The organism is Synechocystis sp. LEGE 06083 (genome assembly GCF_015207725.1).
GTDB classification, from domain to species: Bacteria; Cyanobacteriota; Cyanobacteriia; order Cyanobacteriales; family Microcystaceae; genus Synechocystis; species Synechocystis salina.
Window position 1 is genome coordinate 1 of sequence record NZ_JADEWJ010000054.1, and the last position, 17082, is coordinate 17082.

General features: G+C 50.7%; 13 protein-coding genes, 1 tRNA gene and 2 pseudogenes. 6 read left to right on the plus strand and 10 right to left on the minus strand.

What is annotated here, in order from left to right; genetic code table 11:
• Positions 1 to 288: pseudogene (locus IQ219_RS06255) on the minus strand (proline--tRNA ligase); the annotation flags it as partial.
• Positions 289 to 485: 197 nt separating this feature from the next.
• On the opposite strand from IQ219_RS06255, the gene IQ219_RS06260 reads away from it, so the two are divergent.
• Positions 486 to 1082, plus strand: coding sequence for a late competence development ComFB family protein (locus tag IQ219_RS06260; protein WP_194072065.1), 597 nt, complete (start codon positions 486 to 488; stop codon positions 1080 to 1082).
• Positions 1083 to 1128: 46 nt separating this feature from the next.
• Here IQ219_RS06260 and IQ219_RS06265 read toward each other — a convergent pair whose 3' ends face one another.
• The 3 genes from IQ219_RS06265 to IQ219_RS06275 all read right to left on the minus strand — a co-directional run bounded on the left by IQ219_RS06265 (position 1129) and on the right by IQ219_RS06275 (position 3612).
• Positions 1129 to 2604: a DUF3084 domain-containing protein gene (locus tag IQ219_RS06265; RefSeq protein WP_190598732.1), complete on the minus strand. Its 1476-nt coding sequence runs from the start codon at positions 2602 to 2604 to the stop codon at positions 1129 to 1131.
• Positions 2605 to 2613: 9 nt separating this feature from the next.
• Positions 2614 to 3291, minus strand: coding sequence for a global nitrogen regulator NtcA (gene ntcA / locus IQ219_RS06270; protein WP_010872636.1), 678 nt, complete (start codon positions 3289 to 3291; stop codon positions 2614 to 2616).
• 72 nt (positions 3292 to 3363) lie between these two features.
• On the minus strand, positions 3364 to 3612 hold the full coding sequence (locus IQ219_RS06275; protein ID WP_162328209.1) for a hypothetical protein: 249 nt from the start codon (positions 3610 to 3612) through the stop codon (positions 3364 to 3366).
• Positions 3613 to 3858: 246 nt separating this feature from the next.
• Here IQ219_RS06275 and IQ219_RS06280 point away from each other — a divergent pair, with 246 nt between their 5' ends.
• Positions 3859 to 5592 (plus strand): alpha/beta hydrolase, encoded by a 1734-nt coding sequence (locus IQ219_RS06280; RefSeq protein ID WP_228016751.1) that lies wholly within the window; start codon positions 3859 to 3861, stop codon positions 5590 to 5592.
• A gap of 738 nt (positions 5593 to 6330) precedes the next feature.
• Here the strand turns inward: IQ219_RS06280 and IQ219_RS06285 are convergent.
• Positions 6331 to 6579 carry a DUF3146 family protein gene (locus IQ219_RS06285; protein ID WP_190598731.1) on the minus strand — a complete coding sequence of 83 codons (249 nt, stop codon included), beginning with the start codon at positions 6577 to 6579 and terminating at the stop codon, positions 6331 to 6333.
• 115 nt (positions 6580 to 6694) lie between these two features.
• Here IQ219_RS06285 and recR point away from each other — a divergent pair.
• Positions 6695 to 7392, plus strand: a pseudogene (recR, locus tag IQ219_RS06290) (recombination mediator RecR).
• Positions 7393 to 7515: 123 nt separating this feature from the next.
• Here the strand turns inward: recR and IQ219_RS06295 are convergent.
• A complete protein-coding gene (locus IQ219_RS06295; RefSeq protein ID WP_228016752.1) occupies positions 7516 to 8037 on the minus strand; it encodes a hypothetical protein in 522 nt (173 codons plus the stop codon).
• A gap of 241 nt (positions 8038 to 8278) precedes the next feature.
• The gene (locus IQ219_RS06300) at positions 8279 to 10396 is read right to left on the minus strand and encodes a TIGR00300 family protein (RefSeq protein WP_194072067.1); all 2118 of its coding nucleotides are present in this window, start codon (positions 10394 to 10396) and stop codon (positions 8279 to 8281) included.
• A 183-nt stretch (positions 10397 to 10579) separates the two neighbouring features.
• Here IQ219_RS06300 and IQ219_RS06305 point away from each other — a divergent pair, with 183 nt between their 5' ends.
• Positions 10580 to 12490: a GTPase family protein gene (locus tag IQ219_RS06305; protein ID WP_194072068.1), complete on the plus strand. Its 1911-nt coding sequence runs from the start codon at positions 10580 to 10582 to the stop codon at positions 12488 to 12490.
• On the opposite strand, the gene IQ219_RS06310 is transcribed toward IQ219_RS06305, so the two are convergent.
• Positions 12472 to 13947 (minus strand): GAF domain-containing protein, encoded by a 1476-nt coding sequence (locus IQ219_RS06310; RefSeq protein WP_368667574.1) that lies wholly within the window; start codon positions 13945 to 13947, stop codon positions 12472 to 12474. The two genes, IQ219_RS06305 and IQ219_RS06310, sit on opposite strands and share 19 nt — an antisense overlap.
• Before the next feature lie 416 nt (positions 13948 to 14363).
• On the opposite strand from IQ219_RS06310, the gene IQ219_RS06315 reads away from it, so the two are divergent.
• Positions 14364 to 15230, plus strand: coding sequence for an SWIM zinc finger family protein (locus IQ219_RS06315; RefSeq protein WP_228016753.1), 867 nt, complete (start codon positions 14364 to 14366; stop codon positions 15228 to 15230).
• 36 nt (positions 15231 to 15266) lie between these two features.
• Here IQ219_RS06315 and IQ219_RS06320 read toward each other — a convergent pair.
• Positions 15267 to 15352, minus strand: a tRNA-Leu gene (locus tag IQ219_RS06320).
• A gap of 87 nt (positions 15353 to 15439) precedes the next feature.
• Positions 15440 to 16159 (minus strand): hypothetical protein, encoded by a 720-nt coding sequence (locus IQ219_RS06325; protein ID WP_194072070.1) that lies wholly within the window; start codon positions 16157 to 16159, stop codon positions 15440 to 15442.
• A gap of 196 nt (positions 16160 to 16355) precedes the next feature.
• Here IQ219_RS06325 and IQ219_RS06330 point away from each other — a divergent pair.
• Positions 16356 to 17082, plus strand: a 727-nt coding sequence (locus IQ219_RS06330) for a DUF3370 family protein (protein ID WP_194072071.1), incomplete at its 3' end; no start/stop codon positions are given.

Genomic DNA, 17082 nt, shown 5'->3' on the forward strand with positions numbered 1-17082 from the left:
CATAATGCCTTCGGACTCAGTGTAGGTGTCCCACCGTCCCGACATTTTCCACAATTCCGAGGGTTGCAATTGGGGCAGTAGACATTCCTGGGCTCCAGTGCGATTCATTTCTTCCTGGACAATGCGCTTCACCTTTTCCAACACCCGCCACATCAGAGGTAAATAGGCGTACAAACCACTGCCCAAACGACGGATAAACCCGGCCCGCACCAGCAGTTTATGACTGGGGATTTCCGCATCCGCTGGATCATCTCTGAGGGTGACAAAGAGCATCTGGGACAATCGCATAATGAGCCTAGGTAAATGACGCAGTGTCCCATTATCCCACACCAGTTAAATTGTGTTGAATGACTGCGCCGAGAATCCCTTAATTCAGCTAAAATCGGAGTGCTACTTGAATCCGGGAATGTATTTGCCCCGTATTTTCCCCCGCTCCTCTGTGATACTTTTTTTCGTCTAGTTGTCACTTTCCCCAACTCTCTGCCATGGATTTTCTCGCCTCCGAGTCCTCAGCCCCCATCAATCCCGGCGTTCATGTCAATGTTATGGAAACGTTGGTCTATGAGGAGATTGATAAGCAACTGCGTTTCTACCCCAAAAATCTGAGAAATTATCTCAATCTAACCGAGGTAGCTACCTATGCCCTCAATCGTTTACCTCCCCTCTATGCTTCCAGTGTTAAGGGAGTGGAGGAACAAAGGCGGGTGGCGGGACGCCAGTATCGCAGTGAGCTGACTTCCGCTGTTCGTCGGGCGATCGCCGCAGTGGAAAGGGACCCCTTGCGTAATTCAGAACCAATTGTTTCGGAAATTGAGGTGAACTATCGCGGCGCGGAAAGCACCCTGGGGCAAATTCAAGAGTTACTCAAGCGTTACCATCTGTTGGAGCCAGTGAACAAAGAAGTCACTTGGGACAATTGTCTGCCCCTCCTACGCCAAGCTTTTTTAAAGTTAACTACCGCCCAAGCCCCGCCGCCACCAGGTGTTACTGAACGAAGAGCGGTTCCGCCGCCACCACCGCCACCGATCAGAACCCCCTCCATGGATGACCGTCAGATTGACCCGAAAAATACCCTCTGGTAGCTAGTCCGGCTCTTGATCGCAAGGGGATGGTGTCCAGGTTTGCCCATCAGTTTTCAAAGACAATTTCATTGCCCCTCAAGGCAATAATCCTGATTTTTAGCGGTCCCACCACCGACGTATTCTCGGCGGCGATCGCCCGCACCTCATTGGGGGGATTATCAGATTGGCGACGGAGTTGTTCAATAAAATCAATTAGGGTTTTAATGCGTCCATCTTCCACCTGAATGGGTCCCAGAATGCCTTCCCGACGGGCTCGGAATTGGGCGGCAGCGAGGAGATAATCAATCCGTTTTTGGACATCAACTTCGCTAAAGTCAGAGGATTCGAGGGAAATGGTGGCAATGGTTTCAGATTCTCGGAAAACTTGACGGTTAGGCACCACGTCGAAAAAGACGCGAATTTCCCTTTCTTCCTGCACATAATTCCCCGCCGATAGTACCCGGATAACATATTCCTGCCCTGGTTGCAGTTGGTTTTTAATGCTATCCACCTGGGCAGTGGTCACCCGGACAATGGGTTCATCGGGCACTGGCATATTGGGGGTTTTGACCAATTGCAGAGCGGTGCGATTGGCCTGACGTAATAATTGATCCACCGCAGCACTGACAGCTTCGGTGCTTACCACCTTTAGTCCACCAAAGGCCAATAACTGACCTCGCAGAATGGCAATTTGTTGCCCCCGTAATTCTTGGTAATCTTGGTAATAACGCTCTAGTTCTTCCACTTCCCTTTGCAGAAAACTGAGTTCCGTTTCTAGCCCCTGTAATTTTTCTTCCCGCACCTGGATGTCATTATCTTTAGCGGCGATCGCCTGGTCGAGTTGATCAATTTTGGTGTCCCGTTGATTGATTTCCGCCTGTAGTTGTTGGCGCTGGGCTTCCAAAGAAGCAAACCTCTGCTCCAAAGACTTCACCTGTTCCTGCTGACGGGCAAGGACTTTCTCCTGTTGAGCAATGCGTTCCTGGCGTTTGGACAATTCCTGGTCTCGCAACTTCACTTGACTCTGGAGCTCCGTGGCTTCCGCCAATAGGGAGTCCTTTTGTTGATTTAACTCCGCCCTTTCCGCCGACAGATTAGTCACTTCCTGGCGCAAATTTCGGGATTGCTGGGATACCCGACGCAACAGTTGCAATGCCCTGGTGTAATTACGGTCTAACTCTCGACTCCGCTCTTGTACTAGCTTTTGCTCCTGACGTACTGCACTCAATTCTGATTCAATCTCCTCTTTGGCTTGGCTAGCCTGCTCCAATTCTGCTTTGGCCACCCTCAACTGACCCAAAATATCATCCAGTTGAAATACCCCTTCCCGCAGGGATTTACTAAAAGTGAACAAAATACCTAGGGTGGAAGCGGAAATTAGGGTACCAGTAATTACCGTCAACACCACTGCCGTTTGTCGGGGTCGTAGTGTAAACAAGCGTAGGCGAGCTTTCCCCACCTTACTGCCTAAATGATCCCCCAGCGCAGCAATGATCCCGCCCAGGACCAGGACAGAAAGAACCAGAATATAGGCACTGGTCATAGGGGGTGGCTAGGTAAACTGTTGACTGAGAGCAACGGGATTATGCACGGTAATTTTCTTTTTCGTGATGGAGATCATATTGCCTTCCCGCAAATCCCCCAAGAGCCTGGTCACCGTTACCCTGGTGGAACCAATGGCTTCGGCGATCGCCTGGTGGGATAACTTGAGGTCAATGCGAATGCCGTCCGGGGCAGGTACACCAAAATCTCTACAGAGGATCAACAAAAAGCTAACCAAACGAGAACCCATGTCCCGGTGGGCTAGGGTTTCAATCATCATTTCCGTCTGGAGGATGCGGGAAGAAAGGCCCTGCAACATTAACAATGAGAGGTCGGGATGCTCCTTGAGAGCCTGTTCCACCTGTTCAATGGGGGCAGACAGCAACTCCACCGGAGTAAAAGCCACTGCGTGATAAAAACGGTCAGAACGTTGCCCTGTAACTAACGATAATACCCCAAAAACACTGTTCTCCCTCAGCAGAGCGACGGTGATCTCTTCCCCTGCTTCGTAGACCCGAGATAACTTAACCGCTCCCTTGAGCAAAAAATAAACCCGTTCCGCCGGATCCCCAGGAAAAAAAATTGTTTTACTCCGATCAAAAGTTTCCACCACCGGGGGCATCAACTCACTGCCTAAGCGTCGAAACACTGCCGCTAGGGGACGATCTTGGGTTAGGGACTGATCCATGCACGTTCACGGTAATGGGGGCATCAAGGGAAGTGCAAAACCCCATTCTGTATCAAGATTATACACAATGGATTACATGCGCTCCACACTGCCAAAGAAAATTGGTTCCACCCGGATGGCAACGATCGCCGAAGGTCGCACCACCATGTACTCACCTTGAATATTTTTGATCGGCACACTGATAAATTCCTGGGAGTCGTGCTTGGGCACAACTTCGTTGCTGTACCATTTTTGAAAATCTTGAATGGTCATGAAGCGGACTTCTTCCCGATGGCCATTGGCCAAAAACAGGTGGATGGCAAATTCGTCGGCTTTTTGCATAGTCAGGGTCCCTAATGATCTCGTCTAGATTATCCCCCATTCCGTGGACGGAGCAACGGTGACAAAAGGTCCAGTCTAGATTGCCTCTGTTGAATTTTAGGTAACAAAAGGTAACGAAGAAAAAAATAACTTTACGTTAGGGGCAATGGCAAAAAAATTGCCTAGAATTAGCTCAGGTTTCTTGCCTATTGCTCCAGTCCAGCAACTTGGTTGTTCCCGCCCTTTATTAACCCTAATATGGCTTCCATGGTCACCTTCCCCTCAAACCTCCGTCGTTGGTTGCAGTCCATTTGTTTGGGAACCCTCACGGCGATCGCCGTCCAATTGCCGGGCAAAACCGCAGAAAATATCTTTTTTACCTACGGGCCCATTAAGTTGACAGTGCGGGTGGAATCCCTGGAACGATTTGTGCAGGATGGCACTGTGGACTCCAATCTCAGCTTTTTATTCAACCTAGTGGGAGCCTCCGAAGAAAAACTGACCAAGTTAAGGGAAATTATGGGGCTCCGGGCAGAGGTAGACCCCGTGGTGCTCAGCAACTTTTTTAACACTAGTCTGGGGGAAGATTCCTTAGCTCGGGCCGCGTTTATTCTCAATGCGCCTTGGGGAGCTAACTCCAAATATGGCATTCGGGCGGCGATCGTCCAGGCTGCTCAGGATCCCGAGGGGGGATTAAGCCTGATCAATTTTATTAGGAAGTATCCCACCGACATTCATTTCCAAGGGGAAGTCGTAGAACAGAGGGCCAGGGCAGCCCAACTGTTAGTCAATGCGTCCCAACACTTTATCCAGAAAATGATTGCCCTCTCGGAAATTGAAGCCGCTTCAGAAGGGGAGATTGACTTTAGCGTCTTGCCTGACCCCACTGAAATGGGCCCCTACGGTGTGGCTCCCAAGGAAACCTGGTGGTTAACTGACCAAAGTCGTAACCGTCGTTTTTATGTGGATGTGTACCGTCCCCAACGCTGGAAACCGGGTAAAACTCCAGTTTTAGTTTTTTCCCATGGTTTAGCCTCTCGCCCTGAAGATTTCGATGTTGCCGCCGAAAAAATGGCTTCCTATGGTTTTGTAGTGGCTCTGCCCCAACACCCCGGTAGTGACATTCTCCAGGCCCAGGCTCTGCTCAACCGCACTTCTCGCCAAGGTTACTATCCCACGGAATTTATTGACCGACCCAAGGACATCAGTTATGTCATCGATGAGTTGGAACGCCGTAATGCCAGTGAATTTGGCGATCGCCTTAACCTAACGGAAGTGGGGGTGGGTGGCCACTCCTTTGGTGGTTATGGGGCTTTGGCCGTGGCCGGAGCCACCATTGATTGGGACTTTTTAGAATCGGAGTGTACCATTGGCCAAGGGGTACCGAATACCGCTCTCCTACTACAGTGCGATGCTTTGACCCTGCCCAGGTCTGACTACGACTTTCGCGATCCCCGGGTAGTAGCGGTGCTAGCGGCTAATCCGGTCAATAGTGCCCTCTTCGGCGTATCAGGGTTGCATCGGGTAACTGTGCCTGTGCTACTGCTGGGGGGAAGTTATGATCCCGCCACCCCCTTTGTGTTGGAGCAGGCCCGTTCTTTTCCTCGCCTAGCCAGCCGGGACAAGTACCTAACACTGATGGAGGGGCAAGCTCATGTGGACTTCTCCAAAATTGATGCCAACATCAAAAACGTAGTGGAATCAGTGGAAGCAGTTAACTTAAACTTGCCCGACCCTAACTTGCTCCATGCCTACGGTTCTGCGGTGATGGTGCCTTTCTTCCAGTTATATGTAGCCCGGGATGAAAGTTTCCGCCCCCTAGTGGAGAATGGTGCAGCCCACGCAGCCTACCTTAGCCAAGATCAGGAGTTCAAGTTTTATTTGATTAGCCAAAAATCTGAGGGAGCCTTAATCAAAGAGATTGACCAGTTCCGCCGCACCAATGGCATAATTGCTCCCCCCAATGAGTTCCCCACCCAAACTATTTCTGACAATTTTTAAGGGGGTGTTTTACCGGTATTAATCTGCTTGGGACAATAGACTGCGATCTTGACTAAGATCATAAATGGCGAATATTTGTCCAATGACGGAAATGCTGATGGAAGTCTTGGCCCAATTAGAACTCCTTAGTAATTTTGTGATATCGCTCTTCTATCAGAAAAGAGAAGCTAAAATGGCGATATCAGCGTAGGCAATTTCAAAAAAAAGGAGAAATGCCCTATCCCGTCGGCAATGCTATCAGTACAACTTGAATTATGGAATACCCCCTCTAAAATTTTAGAATTTTAAGTCAGTTATGTGGGACTAGCAACGAGCGTTTAACGATATAAACAACGGGGCCGGCAGAGTTTATCCCCACTGGCACGCTACTGTTGGGATTAGACGGTAGAATAGACTGCTGCTGGGGAAAACAGATTGCAGCTGGGGGTATCTATAGAGACCCAGTACGCTCAAGCCATGCCCATGTTGTCAAGTGGATGCTTTAGCCTTGGTCAGGAAGCGATTATGGCAATTCCAGACTTTTCCGACATCTTCAGACAAGACTCATGTGGTAAAAATTCCTGCCCGGTTATTCCATACCTGGTCTCATCTACTTTGTTATGCGCCCTAAATAGACAAAGTCGAGCCTAGAGCCTGTTGGCAAAGTCTCAGCTTACCCACTAAGGCGACCGCAACTCTGGGGGATTTTTTTCCAGTTGCCCCCAAAACTTCAGGGCCAGGGGGCTTTTTAAACAATCTCTAAAGCCGACTGCGGAGAATGAATTCATAGTCCCCCCCCGGCTCCAATTGATAATCACTCCGTTCTAAAAAACGTCCCAGGGGCTCAAAAATGAGCGATCGCCCAAGGGAAGGCTGTACTCGCAATTTGCCCCCCCGAAAATTCCAGTGAAATTGCCATTCATAGTTCCCTGCCCGTACTTCCCCAGCCAGAAAACCTCCGGGCCAGGAATGGGTAGTCACTCTCAGGTGGGCTTTGGTTTGAGGCATAGGAAATACGGGTGGACAAGGAATGGATAAAGTTCAAACAGTTGGTCTATCTACGCTGAATTAAACATTACCCCGGAAAGTTTTGCCGATAATTGGCGATAGCGTAGCACAATATATGTGGAAGATGGCCGTCGATTCCATTGCCCATCAGCTCTTGGTTTCTACGGCTATTTACTTGCCCCCATTAGTAAAATTTCTCTCGCACCAGGAGGTCTTGGCGCCATTTACACTCCTCCCCTAGCCCGTCTCATTGAACAATTGCAACGGCTCCCCAGTGTGGGACCAAAAACGGCCCAACGTCTTGCTCTACATCTCCTCAAGCGCCCCGATGCGGAGGTAGAAAACTTAGCCCAAGCCCTCCTCGACGCTAAAAAACGGGTGGGGCAGTGCCAGGTCTGCTTCCATTTATCCGCTGAGCCCGTCTGTGATATTTGTCGCCATCCCCAACGGGATAACAGTGTTATCTGTGTGGTCAGTGATCCCAGGGATGTAATTGCCTTGGAAAAAACCAGGGAATTTCGGGGCAAGTACCATGTCTTGGGCGGGGTAATTTCCCCCATGGACGGCATTGGCCCGGAGCAGTTGACCATTCAGCCCCTATTGCATCGGGTTAGTCAGCCGGAAATTACCGAGGTGATTTTAGCCATTAGTCCCAGCGTGGAAGGGGAAACCACCACTTTGTATCTGGGTAAATTACTGCAACCTTTTACCAAAGTTACCCGCATTGCCTTTGGTTTACCCATGGGGGGAGATTTGGAATATGCCGATGAGGTTACCCTGGCTCGGGCCCTGGAGGGACGACGGGAACTTTAGTTGCTTGCGGATAAATGGCGATCGCTAAAAAAGCGCTGTGAACACAACGCTTAGGAGAATATAGACACTAAGTCCAGCTATTAAAGAAGCCGGTAAAATAAGATCATCGCGTAACCAGACGGCTTACCAAAGACCACGGACGGGCATGGGAGCCGGAGCGGGGGCTACGGCGGCAGGGGCGGACCGGGTCACGGGGGGCAAACCAACAGGTTCGGAGGATTGGAAGTTAATTTCGGAAATGGTGACTTCTTGAACTTCCTTGAGATCCAAACGGGTCAACCAGGTGGGGTGAGCCGCAGAATAGAAATCGGTGCGGATGTAGTTACCATTGTCATCGAACACGGGCTGGAGCAAAACGTCATCACCGGGTTCAGCAGCACCGGCGCCGTCCCAGTGGTAGATGCGGCTGTTGTCGCTCACTTCAATGTAACCAGGGAAGTCACCATAGGGTAACAGTTCAACTTGGATGATACTACCAACCTTGCCCCGTACCCGACCGATCGCCAGCCCATCGAAGCTCATTTGCTCGTTGATGGGGGCATACATGTCATGGCCAGGAAGTTGGCTCAATAAAATGTTACCCTTGGTTTGAAAAGGCTCAGCTTGGGCGGGGGCAGCAAAACCTAGGGCAGCAGCAGCAAGCAAAACTCCAGAGAGGGTTTGAACAGATTTGTTTAACACGATAACCTCGCTTGTGAATCACGAAAATCAATTTTTAGCTGGGGCCAAAATCCAGACCCCGACGCTAAAAGTATAATATAGTTCCTCGGAGACGGGGAAGGTTTGACCCCATCCCTTAAAACTTTTTTACCTACTTCTTGATATTTCCAATTTACTAGCCCTGGCCCCACAGGTAACACCCCAGGGCCAAAAACTAGGACAAAAGTTAAAAGGTTTCGTTCAGACTGTAGGGTCTGGTGAGTTGTTGCAGTTGCCGTACCAAAAGACTGAGGAATAAACCCACATCGGTGACCACTCCGACGGATTCCACCGAGCCCCGGTCACTGAGCTTGGTTACCACAGCGGGGTTGATGTCCACACAGACCATTTTTACCCCGGAAGGAGTCATATTACCTACTCCAATGGAGTGCAACATGCTGGACAGCATCAGGATCATATCTGCCCCTTGAATTAACTCGCTGTAACAACCCTGGGCTTGGACTAGGTCCATTTCTGTATCGGGCAGGGGGCCATCATCCCGAATGGAACCGGCTAGGCAATAGGGGACGTTATTTTTCACGCATTCGTACATGACCCCTTTGCTAATAAATCCAGCTTCCACCGCTTCGTGGATACCACCATAGCGCCGCACAGTGTTAATAATTTTCAGATGGTGACGGTGTCCCCCCCGCACTGGGATGCCCCGTTGCATATCGACTCCGAGGGAGGTACCCATGGTGGCCTGCTCAATGTCATGGACGGCGATCGCATTGCCCCCCAGCAGAGCATGGACATAGCCCTCCCGCACCAGATGGGAAAGGTGTTGGGCGCCGCCGGTGTGGATCACCACAGGCCCTGCAGTGACGACAATTTTGCCTCCCTGGTCCCGGATTTGGCGCATTTCCCAGGCAATTTGTTCTACCAAAAGTTCCACCCGACGCTCGCTGGAAACCCCCGCCGCCATGAAGGCAAACTCTTTATTTTCTTTGCGGGCTCCGCCGTCATGGGATTCGACTTTTTTGATGGTACGAATGCCTTCAACTCCTACCATGACCCGATCGCCGACCTGGAGATCCCGGAGGAGTACACAGCGGGCCGAAGGAGGATTGCTAGTGACGACAATGGCCGCATCCATCCGTTGTCCTGTCACCTGGACCCATTCGCAATTAACCCGCACCTCCGTGGGATAAATGGTGCTGACATAAAAATCATCTGGAGCTACCCCTGCTTGGATTACCGTTTCGGTGTTGATATCACAGAGTTCCTGGGGAGGCGGCACTGCGCCGAGATCAATCAGTTCGGTCATGATCTCTTCCATAATCTGGTGGGAGGGGGCTGAAACCCTGACTTCCGCGCTGGAGGTACTGTTGCGCTCTACCCCCAAATTGAAGTTCAACACCCGGAAACTACCGCTGTTTTCCACCACCAAATCCAGGGCTTGGTTGAGGATGCCGGCATCAAGTAAATGGCCCTCCATGCGAATCACCCGACTTTCAATGGAAACGGTGGCATGGACATCTTCCAGAATAGGCTCCGTTACCCGTAGGGTCAGACATTTGGCTGCTCCCCCCGCTTTTAAAAATTCCGTCAGGGGAGTTTCCCGCACCGTAAAGCCGGCCTCAGCCAACTTATCCTTCAGGGTTCGACTGACCAAATTCATGATGATGATGTCGTTAACATTGACCGCATTGCAAGCAAAATTAACCGCATCTAACTCCTCGACAATGATCCGTTTTTCCGGGGGAATGCGCATCTCAATTACCCGGTTGGAGTAGGCGTCAAAGGCAGGGGGATAATAGAGTAAATAACCACCACTCAGGGGGCAAAAACAGGTATCAAGGTGGTAAAAACGCTCGTCAATTAACCGCAGGGAAACTACTTCCGTATCCAGCCATTTGGCAATGTAGGGATGGGAATCTAGTTCGGAGCGGAAACCATAACCCGCCCACAACCAACGACCTTCCCGGTCAAACAGGGCGTCCCCGGCCCCTTCAAAGGGCAAATCCTGGGGCAGTTCGTAAACAGTGAAACCATTTTCTTCAAACCAAGCTTTGAAATAGGGTTCTTCCCCTTGGCGTTCTTTGTGGTAGAAGCGACTGAGCACCACATTTTCTCCCAATACCAGCCCCGCATTGGCGGTGAAGACCATATCAGGCCAACCCTTTGCCGGCTTCACCAAGTCCACAATGGCGCATTCTTTGATGGTCTGGTGTAGTTTTTTCCATTGCTCTACGGCCCGCTCCTGGGAGGATTTGTGGATATTGCCCTCCATCCAAGGATTAATTACGTAGTCCACGTCGTAGTGGTCGGGGGGGCACATCAAAATGCGAATATCGTCAGCCATGGTTGAAGAAGTAAAAAAGTTGGTTTGCAAGTATATCTAGAGACAAATCCTGGTTGGAGTAAGGTCGTAAATCAGCTTTCCAGGCAGGCGGAATCCAACCTTTCATTCTATCACGGTATCCCTGTTGAAACTTTGCCCCTGGGCCCATACCATGGGGACAATGTTTTTTTGTTGAGAGCCCCCATGGCGATCGCCAATTTCCGTCTCCGCCCCTGGCAGGGAGTGATTTTAGTGTTACCCATTGCGGGGGTAATCACCTTTTTGTTGGTGGCGGCCAGTTGGCAAATTAATGCTTGGCACTTGAACTGGGTTTGGGCGGTGGTAGTGTTAATTTTCCTTGGTTGGCGGTGGTTGCTGGTGCGGTGGACAGCCCCCCTAGCAGCCCCCAATGGGCAGGTATCTTTTCCCACCGTTTCCCTGGGGGAACCCACGGCGGACGTTAACGTGGAGAAAATCGAGGAAGCGCTAAACGAGATACTGCAGGCTTCCCGCCAAGATGTGCCAGTGTGGCAGGATTGGCCATTGTTTTGGCAGAGATGTCAACAAGTGGTGACAGCGGTGGCCCAGAGCTATTACCCGGAAGTGAAATACCCTTTACTAAATATTTATGTGCCGGATGCCTATGGTTTGATCCGGGGTACGGTGGATGATATGGACCGCTGGGTCGCTAACCTTTCCCCCACCCTCAATCAAGTTTCCTTGTCCCAAGTATATCAATCCTATGAGGTCTATCAAAAGCTAGAACCATCCCTGAAAAAAATTTGGCAGGCGTGGTACTGGGGTCAGTGGTTGCTTAATCCGGTGGCGGCGGCGGCACGGCTAGCTAGTCAACAGAGCAATCAGCAGGCTACCCAGCAATTGTTAGTTAACCTCAGTCAACAGTTACGGGAAGCAACCCTCCGCACTCTCTGTCGCCAGGCGATCGCCTTGTACAATCCGGCCAGTGGTAATTTACCGGACAATTTTGCCAGTGGGGGCAACCCAATCCCAGGGCTGGTGAAAGCCAAAAGCCAGACTTTGCAAAATATTTTGGCCCAGGGGCAATCCCCCCAGGAAGTGGAGCAACAGCCGGTCAATATTTTATTAGTGGGGCGCACTGGGGCAGGGAAAAGTAGCCTCATTAATGCCCTCTTTCAAACCAATCTGGCAGTGACCGATTTACTGCCCAGCACCACGGAAATTACCAAGTATGAATGGCAAACTCAGGACGACCAAACCCTGTTGCTCTGGGACAGTCCCGGTTATGAGCAGGGGCAACGGGCGGACTTAAGGCAATTGGTGTTGGACTATGCCCAACGGGCCGACGTAATTTTGCTGCTCAATCCCGCTTTAGATCCGGCGTTACAGATGGATGCGGACTTTGTGCGGGATGTCCAAAACCTGGGGGGAGATCGTCCTTTGATCCTCTTGGTAACCCAGGTGGACCGACTGCGTCCTGTGCGGCAATGGCAACCTCCTTACGATTGGCGATCGGGAGATCAGTCCAAAGAAAAATCAATTCGGGAAGCGGTGCAGTACCGGGCAGAGCAATTAGGCCAGTATTGTGAACAAATTTTGCCCGTTGTTAGTGGTGATGAAACGGTAGGGCGATCGCCCTGGGGCCTGGAGGAGCTTGCTGTGGCCCTAGTGACCGTTGTCAGCCCGGCCCAACAACAACGTCTCGCCCGTTTTTTACGGAACCTAGAGGCCCGTTCCCTGGCGGCGGCCCAAATTATTGACCGTTATGCCTTGCAAATGACCACTACCCAGGGGGTGACAGCTCTGTTGAAAAGTCCGGTGTTGCAATTTCTTTCTAGCTTAACCACCGGTTCCCCAGCCCTGGCCTATTTGCTAGCAGAGCAAATTCCCATTGAGCAACTGCCATTAGTGTTGGGTAAGCTCCAGTTAGCCTATGACCTATTTAATTTATTGGCAGCGGATGACGATGACACCACCTTTGATTTACTGACCCTCTGGCCCCTATTGCTAGACAATCCGGTGGCCCCCGACCGCAATGCCTGGGCCTTTGGCCATGCCCTGTTGGAATATTGGACGCAAAATTTAACAGTGGAGCAATTGGGAGTCAGATTTCGCCATTATTGTGAGCGAGGCTGAGTAAGGGGGAGTATTAACGGTAAAAGATTGTACTCACTGTGATTGACGGCGGTTGGGGCCGATATTTTCGGCCACTGCACCCAGTAACAGTAACCCCGCTCGGCACTGCCCTGCAGCGCAATTTGCCCCTGATGACTTTTGATGAAATAAAAACTGAGGGTCAAAGCCAAAATTTGTTGGCAATGGCGGCCCTGACTTTCCTGGTTATGGCCTTGCAGTTTCAGAGCTAAGTGTTCCAATGTTAACTGGATATTTACTTCTGCCTGGTGGGCTTCACCTTCTGTGAGTAAATCCTGTAGGGTCACATGGGGCAGACCCTGGCCCTGGGGAGAATCAACCCAAACGGCTAAGTGCAAATATTCTTGGCCAGCAGAAGCGTGGATGCGTAAGGTCCCATCCGTTACTCCCTCATCCAACAAACTGAGCAGTAGATAGTACACTCCCTGTCTGATTTTAATTTTGTCTAGGGGCCAATATTTCAGCCCCGATTCTAGGGAAAGGTTTAGAGCAAGCCGATTTTGACCAAGTATGGTGGCCATTTTATCCCGCCAATATTCTCCCAATAAGGCCAAATTGATATTGACAATTTTTAAGCCCTGGCGATCGGGTTTAATCTGCTCCAGTTCGATGATTTCCTCAATGGCTTGGCTAACCCGCTGGCCACTCTGGTGGATAATTTCTAGATATTGTTTTTGCTTCTCATTAAGCTCGCCAAAAACTCCGTCCCGCACAACACTGGCCATGCCGATCACCGCAGTGAGGTCTCGTTGGGTACGGATCAGATAATGGGGTACTAATTGTAGTTTGACTGCTTCCGGAGAATGGTCCGATCGCCCTGGCCTGTGCAATTTATTTAGGTTATTACCGTTGGAGGAAAAAACATCATCTCTCCCGATGGCGATCGGATTTAACCCGAAATTAGGGGAACTGTGGCCAAGTTGACCCTGGTTAGCGCTGAGATAAGCTTGGTGTTCAATTTCCCCCATGCACCAACGGGCAGTCATATTAAGCAGAGCCACATTCTGTTCCGTAAAATCATGGGAGGAAAAATCTAGCACCGCTAGGGTTCCAATGCACACACCATCCCTCGTGAGCAGAGGAGTGCCTAGGTAGGACCTAATGCCATAACGTTGGTACAATTCCCCCTGGATAAAAAACGGTTCTGCCAAAGCATCATTCACTACTAGTGGCATGGCACTATCCACCACCATAGTACAGTAAGCTTCATTGCGCTGTAAGCGCCGGGAAACCACCAGAGCATCATTCACGCCCAAGCTACATATGCCCACGGCGGAGGTAATGTAAATTTCGTCCTGCACCATCAAACCCACTATACAAATGGGTAATCCCAGACTCTGGGCAACGGTTTGGGTGGCTTCTTCAAAAAAAGTATTGTTTCCATTGGTCAGCAGCCCCAACTCCGACAGTTTTTTTTGCCTCCGGGCCCGTCTATCCACCGTAGATAATCCATCTAAGGCACAATTTAATCCATATCCGTATAACTGACTAGAATAAGAACGGGGTGACATAAACTCCTGTCAAGTCGGTAAGGCAATCATTTCAATCTATGGTTCTGGGCCATTTTCTATTAAACGAGCCATAACTATATTGATTGCTGAACATTTTGTGATGTTGGGCATTAATGGTTAACTGTGGCCCAGAACCTATTTTCTACATCCATGATGGTGTACCTCCATTTCGATGGCAATACCCCAGGGTAAAAGACTAGGGTGATTTGTTCCGTCAACCGGGAAAAAGAGAGCTCATTATTGCCCGAGAAAGGGGTATAGGATAGTGAGGGGAAAGTTGATGGCAATGCTAGCAGTGACTTTCATTAAAAACTTGTGGTTAGCAGGTCTAACATTACCGAACTATGGTGGCAGTGCAGATTGAACAACGACAATGGTGGGTGGATCGATGGTTGGAACTATTAGATTCCTACCGATTTAAAAAGCGCCTCGAACGGGCCAGGAATTATGCCAGGGAGGGTAATGTCCTTAGTTTGCAGTTTGTGGAGAGTAAGCTAACGGCCCTGGTGCAAGGCACAGAAGTGGATCCCTACCAGGTTACTTTGGGATTGGATTGCTTCAGCGATGAGGATTGGCATTATGTGGTGGCCACCTTGGCAGAACAAGCTCTGTATGCGGCCCAGTTGCTCAGTGGAGCCATGCCCCCCAGTATCGAACAGGTGTTTGTCCAAAATGGGCTAAATTTGTTCCCCTTCACCCTGGGGGAGGTTCATTCCCGCTGTAGTTGTCCAGATAAGGCTAATCCCTGTAAGCATATCGGTGCAGTGTACTACCAGTTGGCGGATCATTTCCAAGAGGATCCCTTTGTGATTTTTCGCTTGCGGGGCCGGAGCCGGGGTGAGTTGTTGGAGCAGTTGAGTTGTTATCGACACCTTAACCCAGCCCAATTGGCCACCTACGAGCCAGACCTCTGCAATGACTCTACGGCGATCGCCATTGAGACAGAGGAGGGAGCAACCACCACCAAGCCCCAAAAACAAACTAAAGCGGAGCAACAGCAAGCCATCGAACAATTTTGGCAGTACCGAGGGGAATTGGCCCCGGAATTAACGGCGATCGCCCCACCGGATAACCCCATGCAGCAAATTGAACGCCTAGGGGATCTGCCCTTAAATTATGAAGTGGCCAGGGAAATCAAACAGGCATTGACGCAAATCTACCAAACCTCCAGCCAAGCTACCCTAGGACAGATGGTGGGAGCAGGCGATTAGACAGCCCTAACCAAGGGAAGTTAGGGAAAACTTTAATGGGGGTGGAGAGACTCGAACTCTCACGAGCTTATAAGGCTCAACGGATTTTAAATCCGCAGCGTCTACCATTCCGCCACACCCCCAACAATTGGGGTCTGCCGATCCGTCGGCGATTAAGCATCATACCACAGAAAGTTTCCTCCACCCGTTTGACAGGATTTCCCGTCGAGCTAGCGTGGCTGGGGTTGCCACTCCAGATAAACGCCAAAACGACTTTCCCGGTAGGCGGAGGAATTTTGTCGTTGCAGATCCGTTGCCAAACGCCATTGGGGAGTCAACGCATAGCCCACGGAAAGGGTGCTAATGCCCACTTCTGCGGTGCCGCCGGGGGCAACAAAATTTTGACTAAAACTAATGTCCGCTGCTCCGGTGCGGGAAAGGGCTAAAACCACTTTGCCCCCCACATTAACCCCCTCACTGTGGTAGTCATTTTGGGTGATCGCCCGGTAACCCACCAAGGGAGTAACATTGACATACCAACCCAGGGGCAGAAGATAGTATTGCAGATTGGCCCCGCCCCCCTGTTGTCCAGCAAAATTGGTGTAGTAATCGCCGCTCACACTCAAAGGAGATTGGCCAATGAACAGGTCTTCGACACCGATCGCCGCGCCACTAGATTGATCATCGTTGGGAAAATAGTTATAACCCAAGCGCACCCTAGTTAAAAAAGCTGGATCATTACTATTTTGCTCAAACAAATCCGGAGTTTCGTCCCACCACCGTTGCAAAGTGGGGCTATTCTCCACCAGGGCCGGCTCCAAATCCAACGGGTTTTCCTCCGGTGACGGCTGTCCCCAGGCTTGGCCCCCCATTGCGCCAATGGCGATCGCCAGCAAGAGCCCCAAGTTAGCAGGCCAAAAGCTCAACCAACTACGAAAAAATACCCTCATAGCCCCTCAATCAAGTGTTTCTACCCAGGAATTCGGTCATTGGTCTCCGGTGAAAAACCACAACTTCTGTCTCCGGAAAGCCAAAAAGTCCGAGACGGCAACTTGACAAGACAAGTTCCAAATAGCACTCTAAGTAGAAGTTAATTTCCTTTGACCCCCAACAGCCTGTCAAATTCTTTATTTCAGCGGACAAATTATGATCCCACTGCTTTCCCCCATGATGTTGGCTCAAATCGTCGCCGCCCCCATCCAGCCCATTCAAGCAGATTATATTGTCCAGCCGCAGGAAATAAGACCATTACCAGGGCAACTAGACCAGATACCCGTTTTTAACAGTAACAGTCCAGAAGTGATTGAAGGGGAAGGGATTCTGCTCTCCACCTTCCCCACTGACCGCAAATACTATCCCAACGCCCACCTCAATAAAGCCCTCAACGGTCGTTTTGACTTTTTCTCCCATCACATTGCCCGGCCGAGGGATTCCCGTACTCTCTACCAGGGAGTGTTAGTGGGGAATCCCACCGATCGCACCATCACCCTCCGCATCCTCCAGGGGGGAAGTTATCTTACTGGCCCCGATGCCCCCTTTATCAATCTTGCTCCCACCGTAGAAGATCCCCACGGGCAGTTTTATTCTGGTCCCGGCTCCAAACTGATGAGCCAGCTATTGCGGGGTAATACCCAGGCCGGTTTTCCTAGCCAGATCATTATTCCTCCGGGACACACTAGACTACTATTTTCCCTGGCCATTAATCGCAGTAGTGCCCGGTCCACCTATCTCCGACTCCAGAGTGACGGCCCCGTTTACATGGCTAACCTAGCAATGTTTGCCGTGCCGGAATATGCCCCAGTGGTGGATACGGCCAGCGCCGGTGCTAACCTGCCCACCCCCACGGTGACCTACCGTCCTGTCCCTTATACAA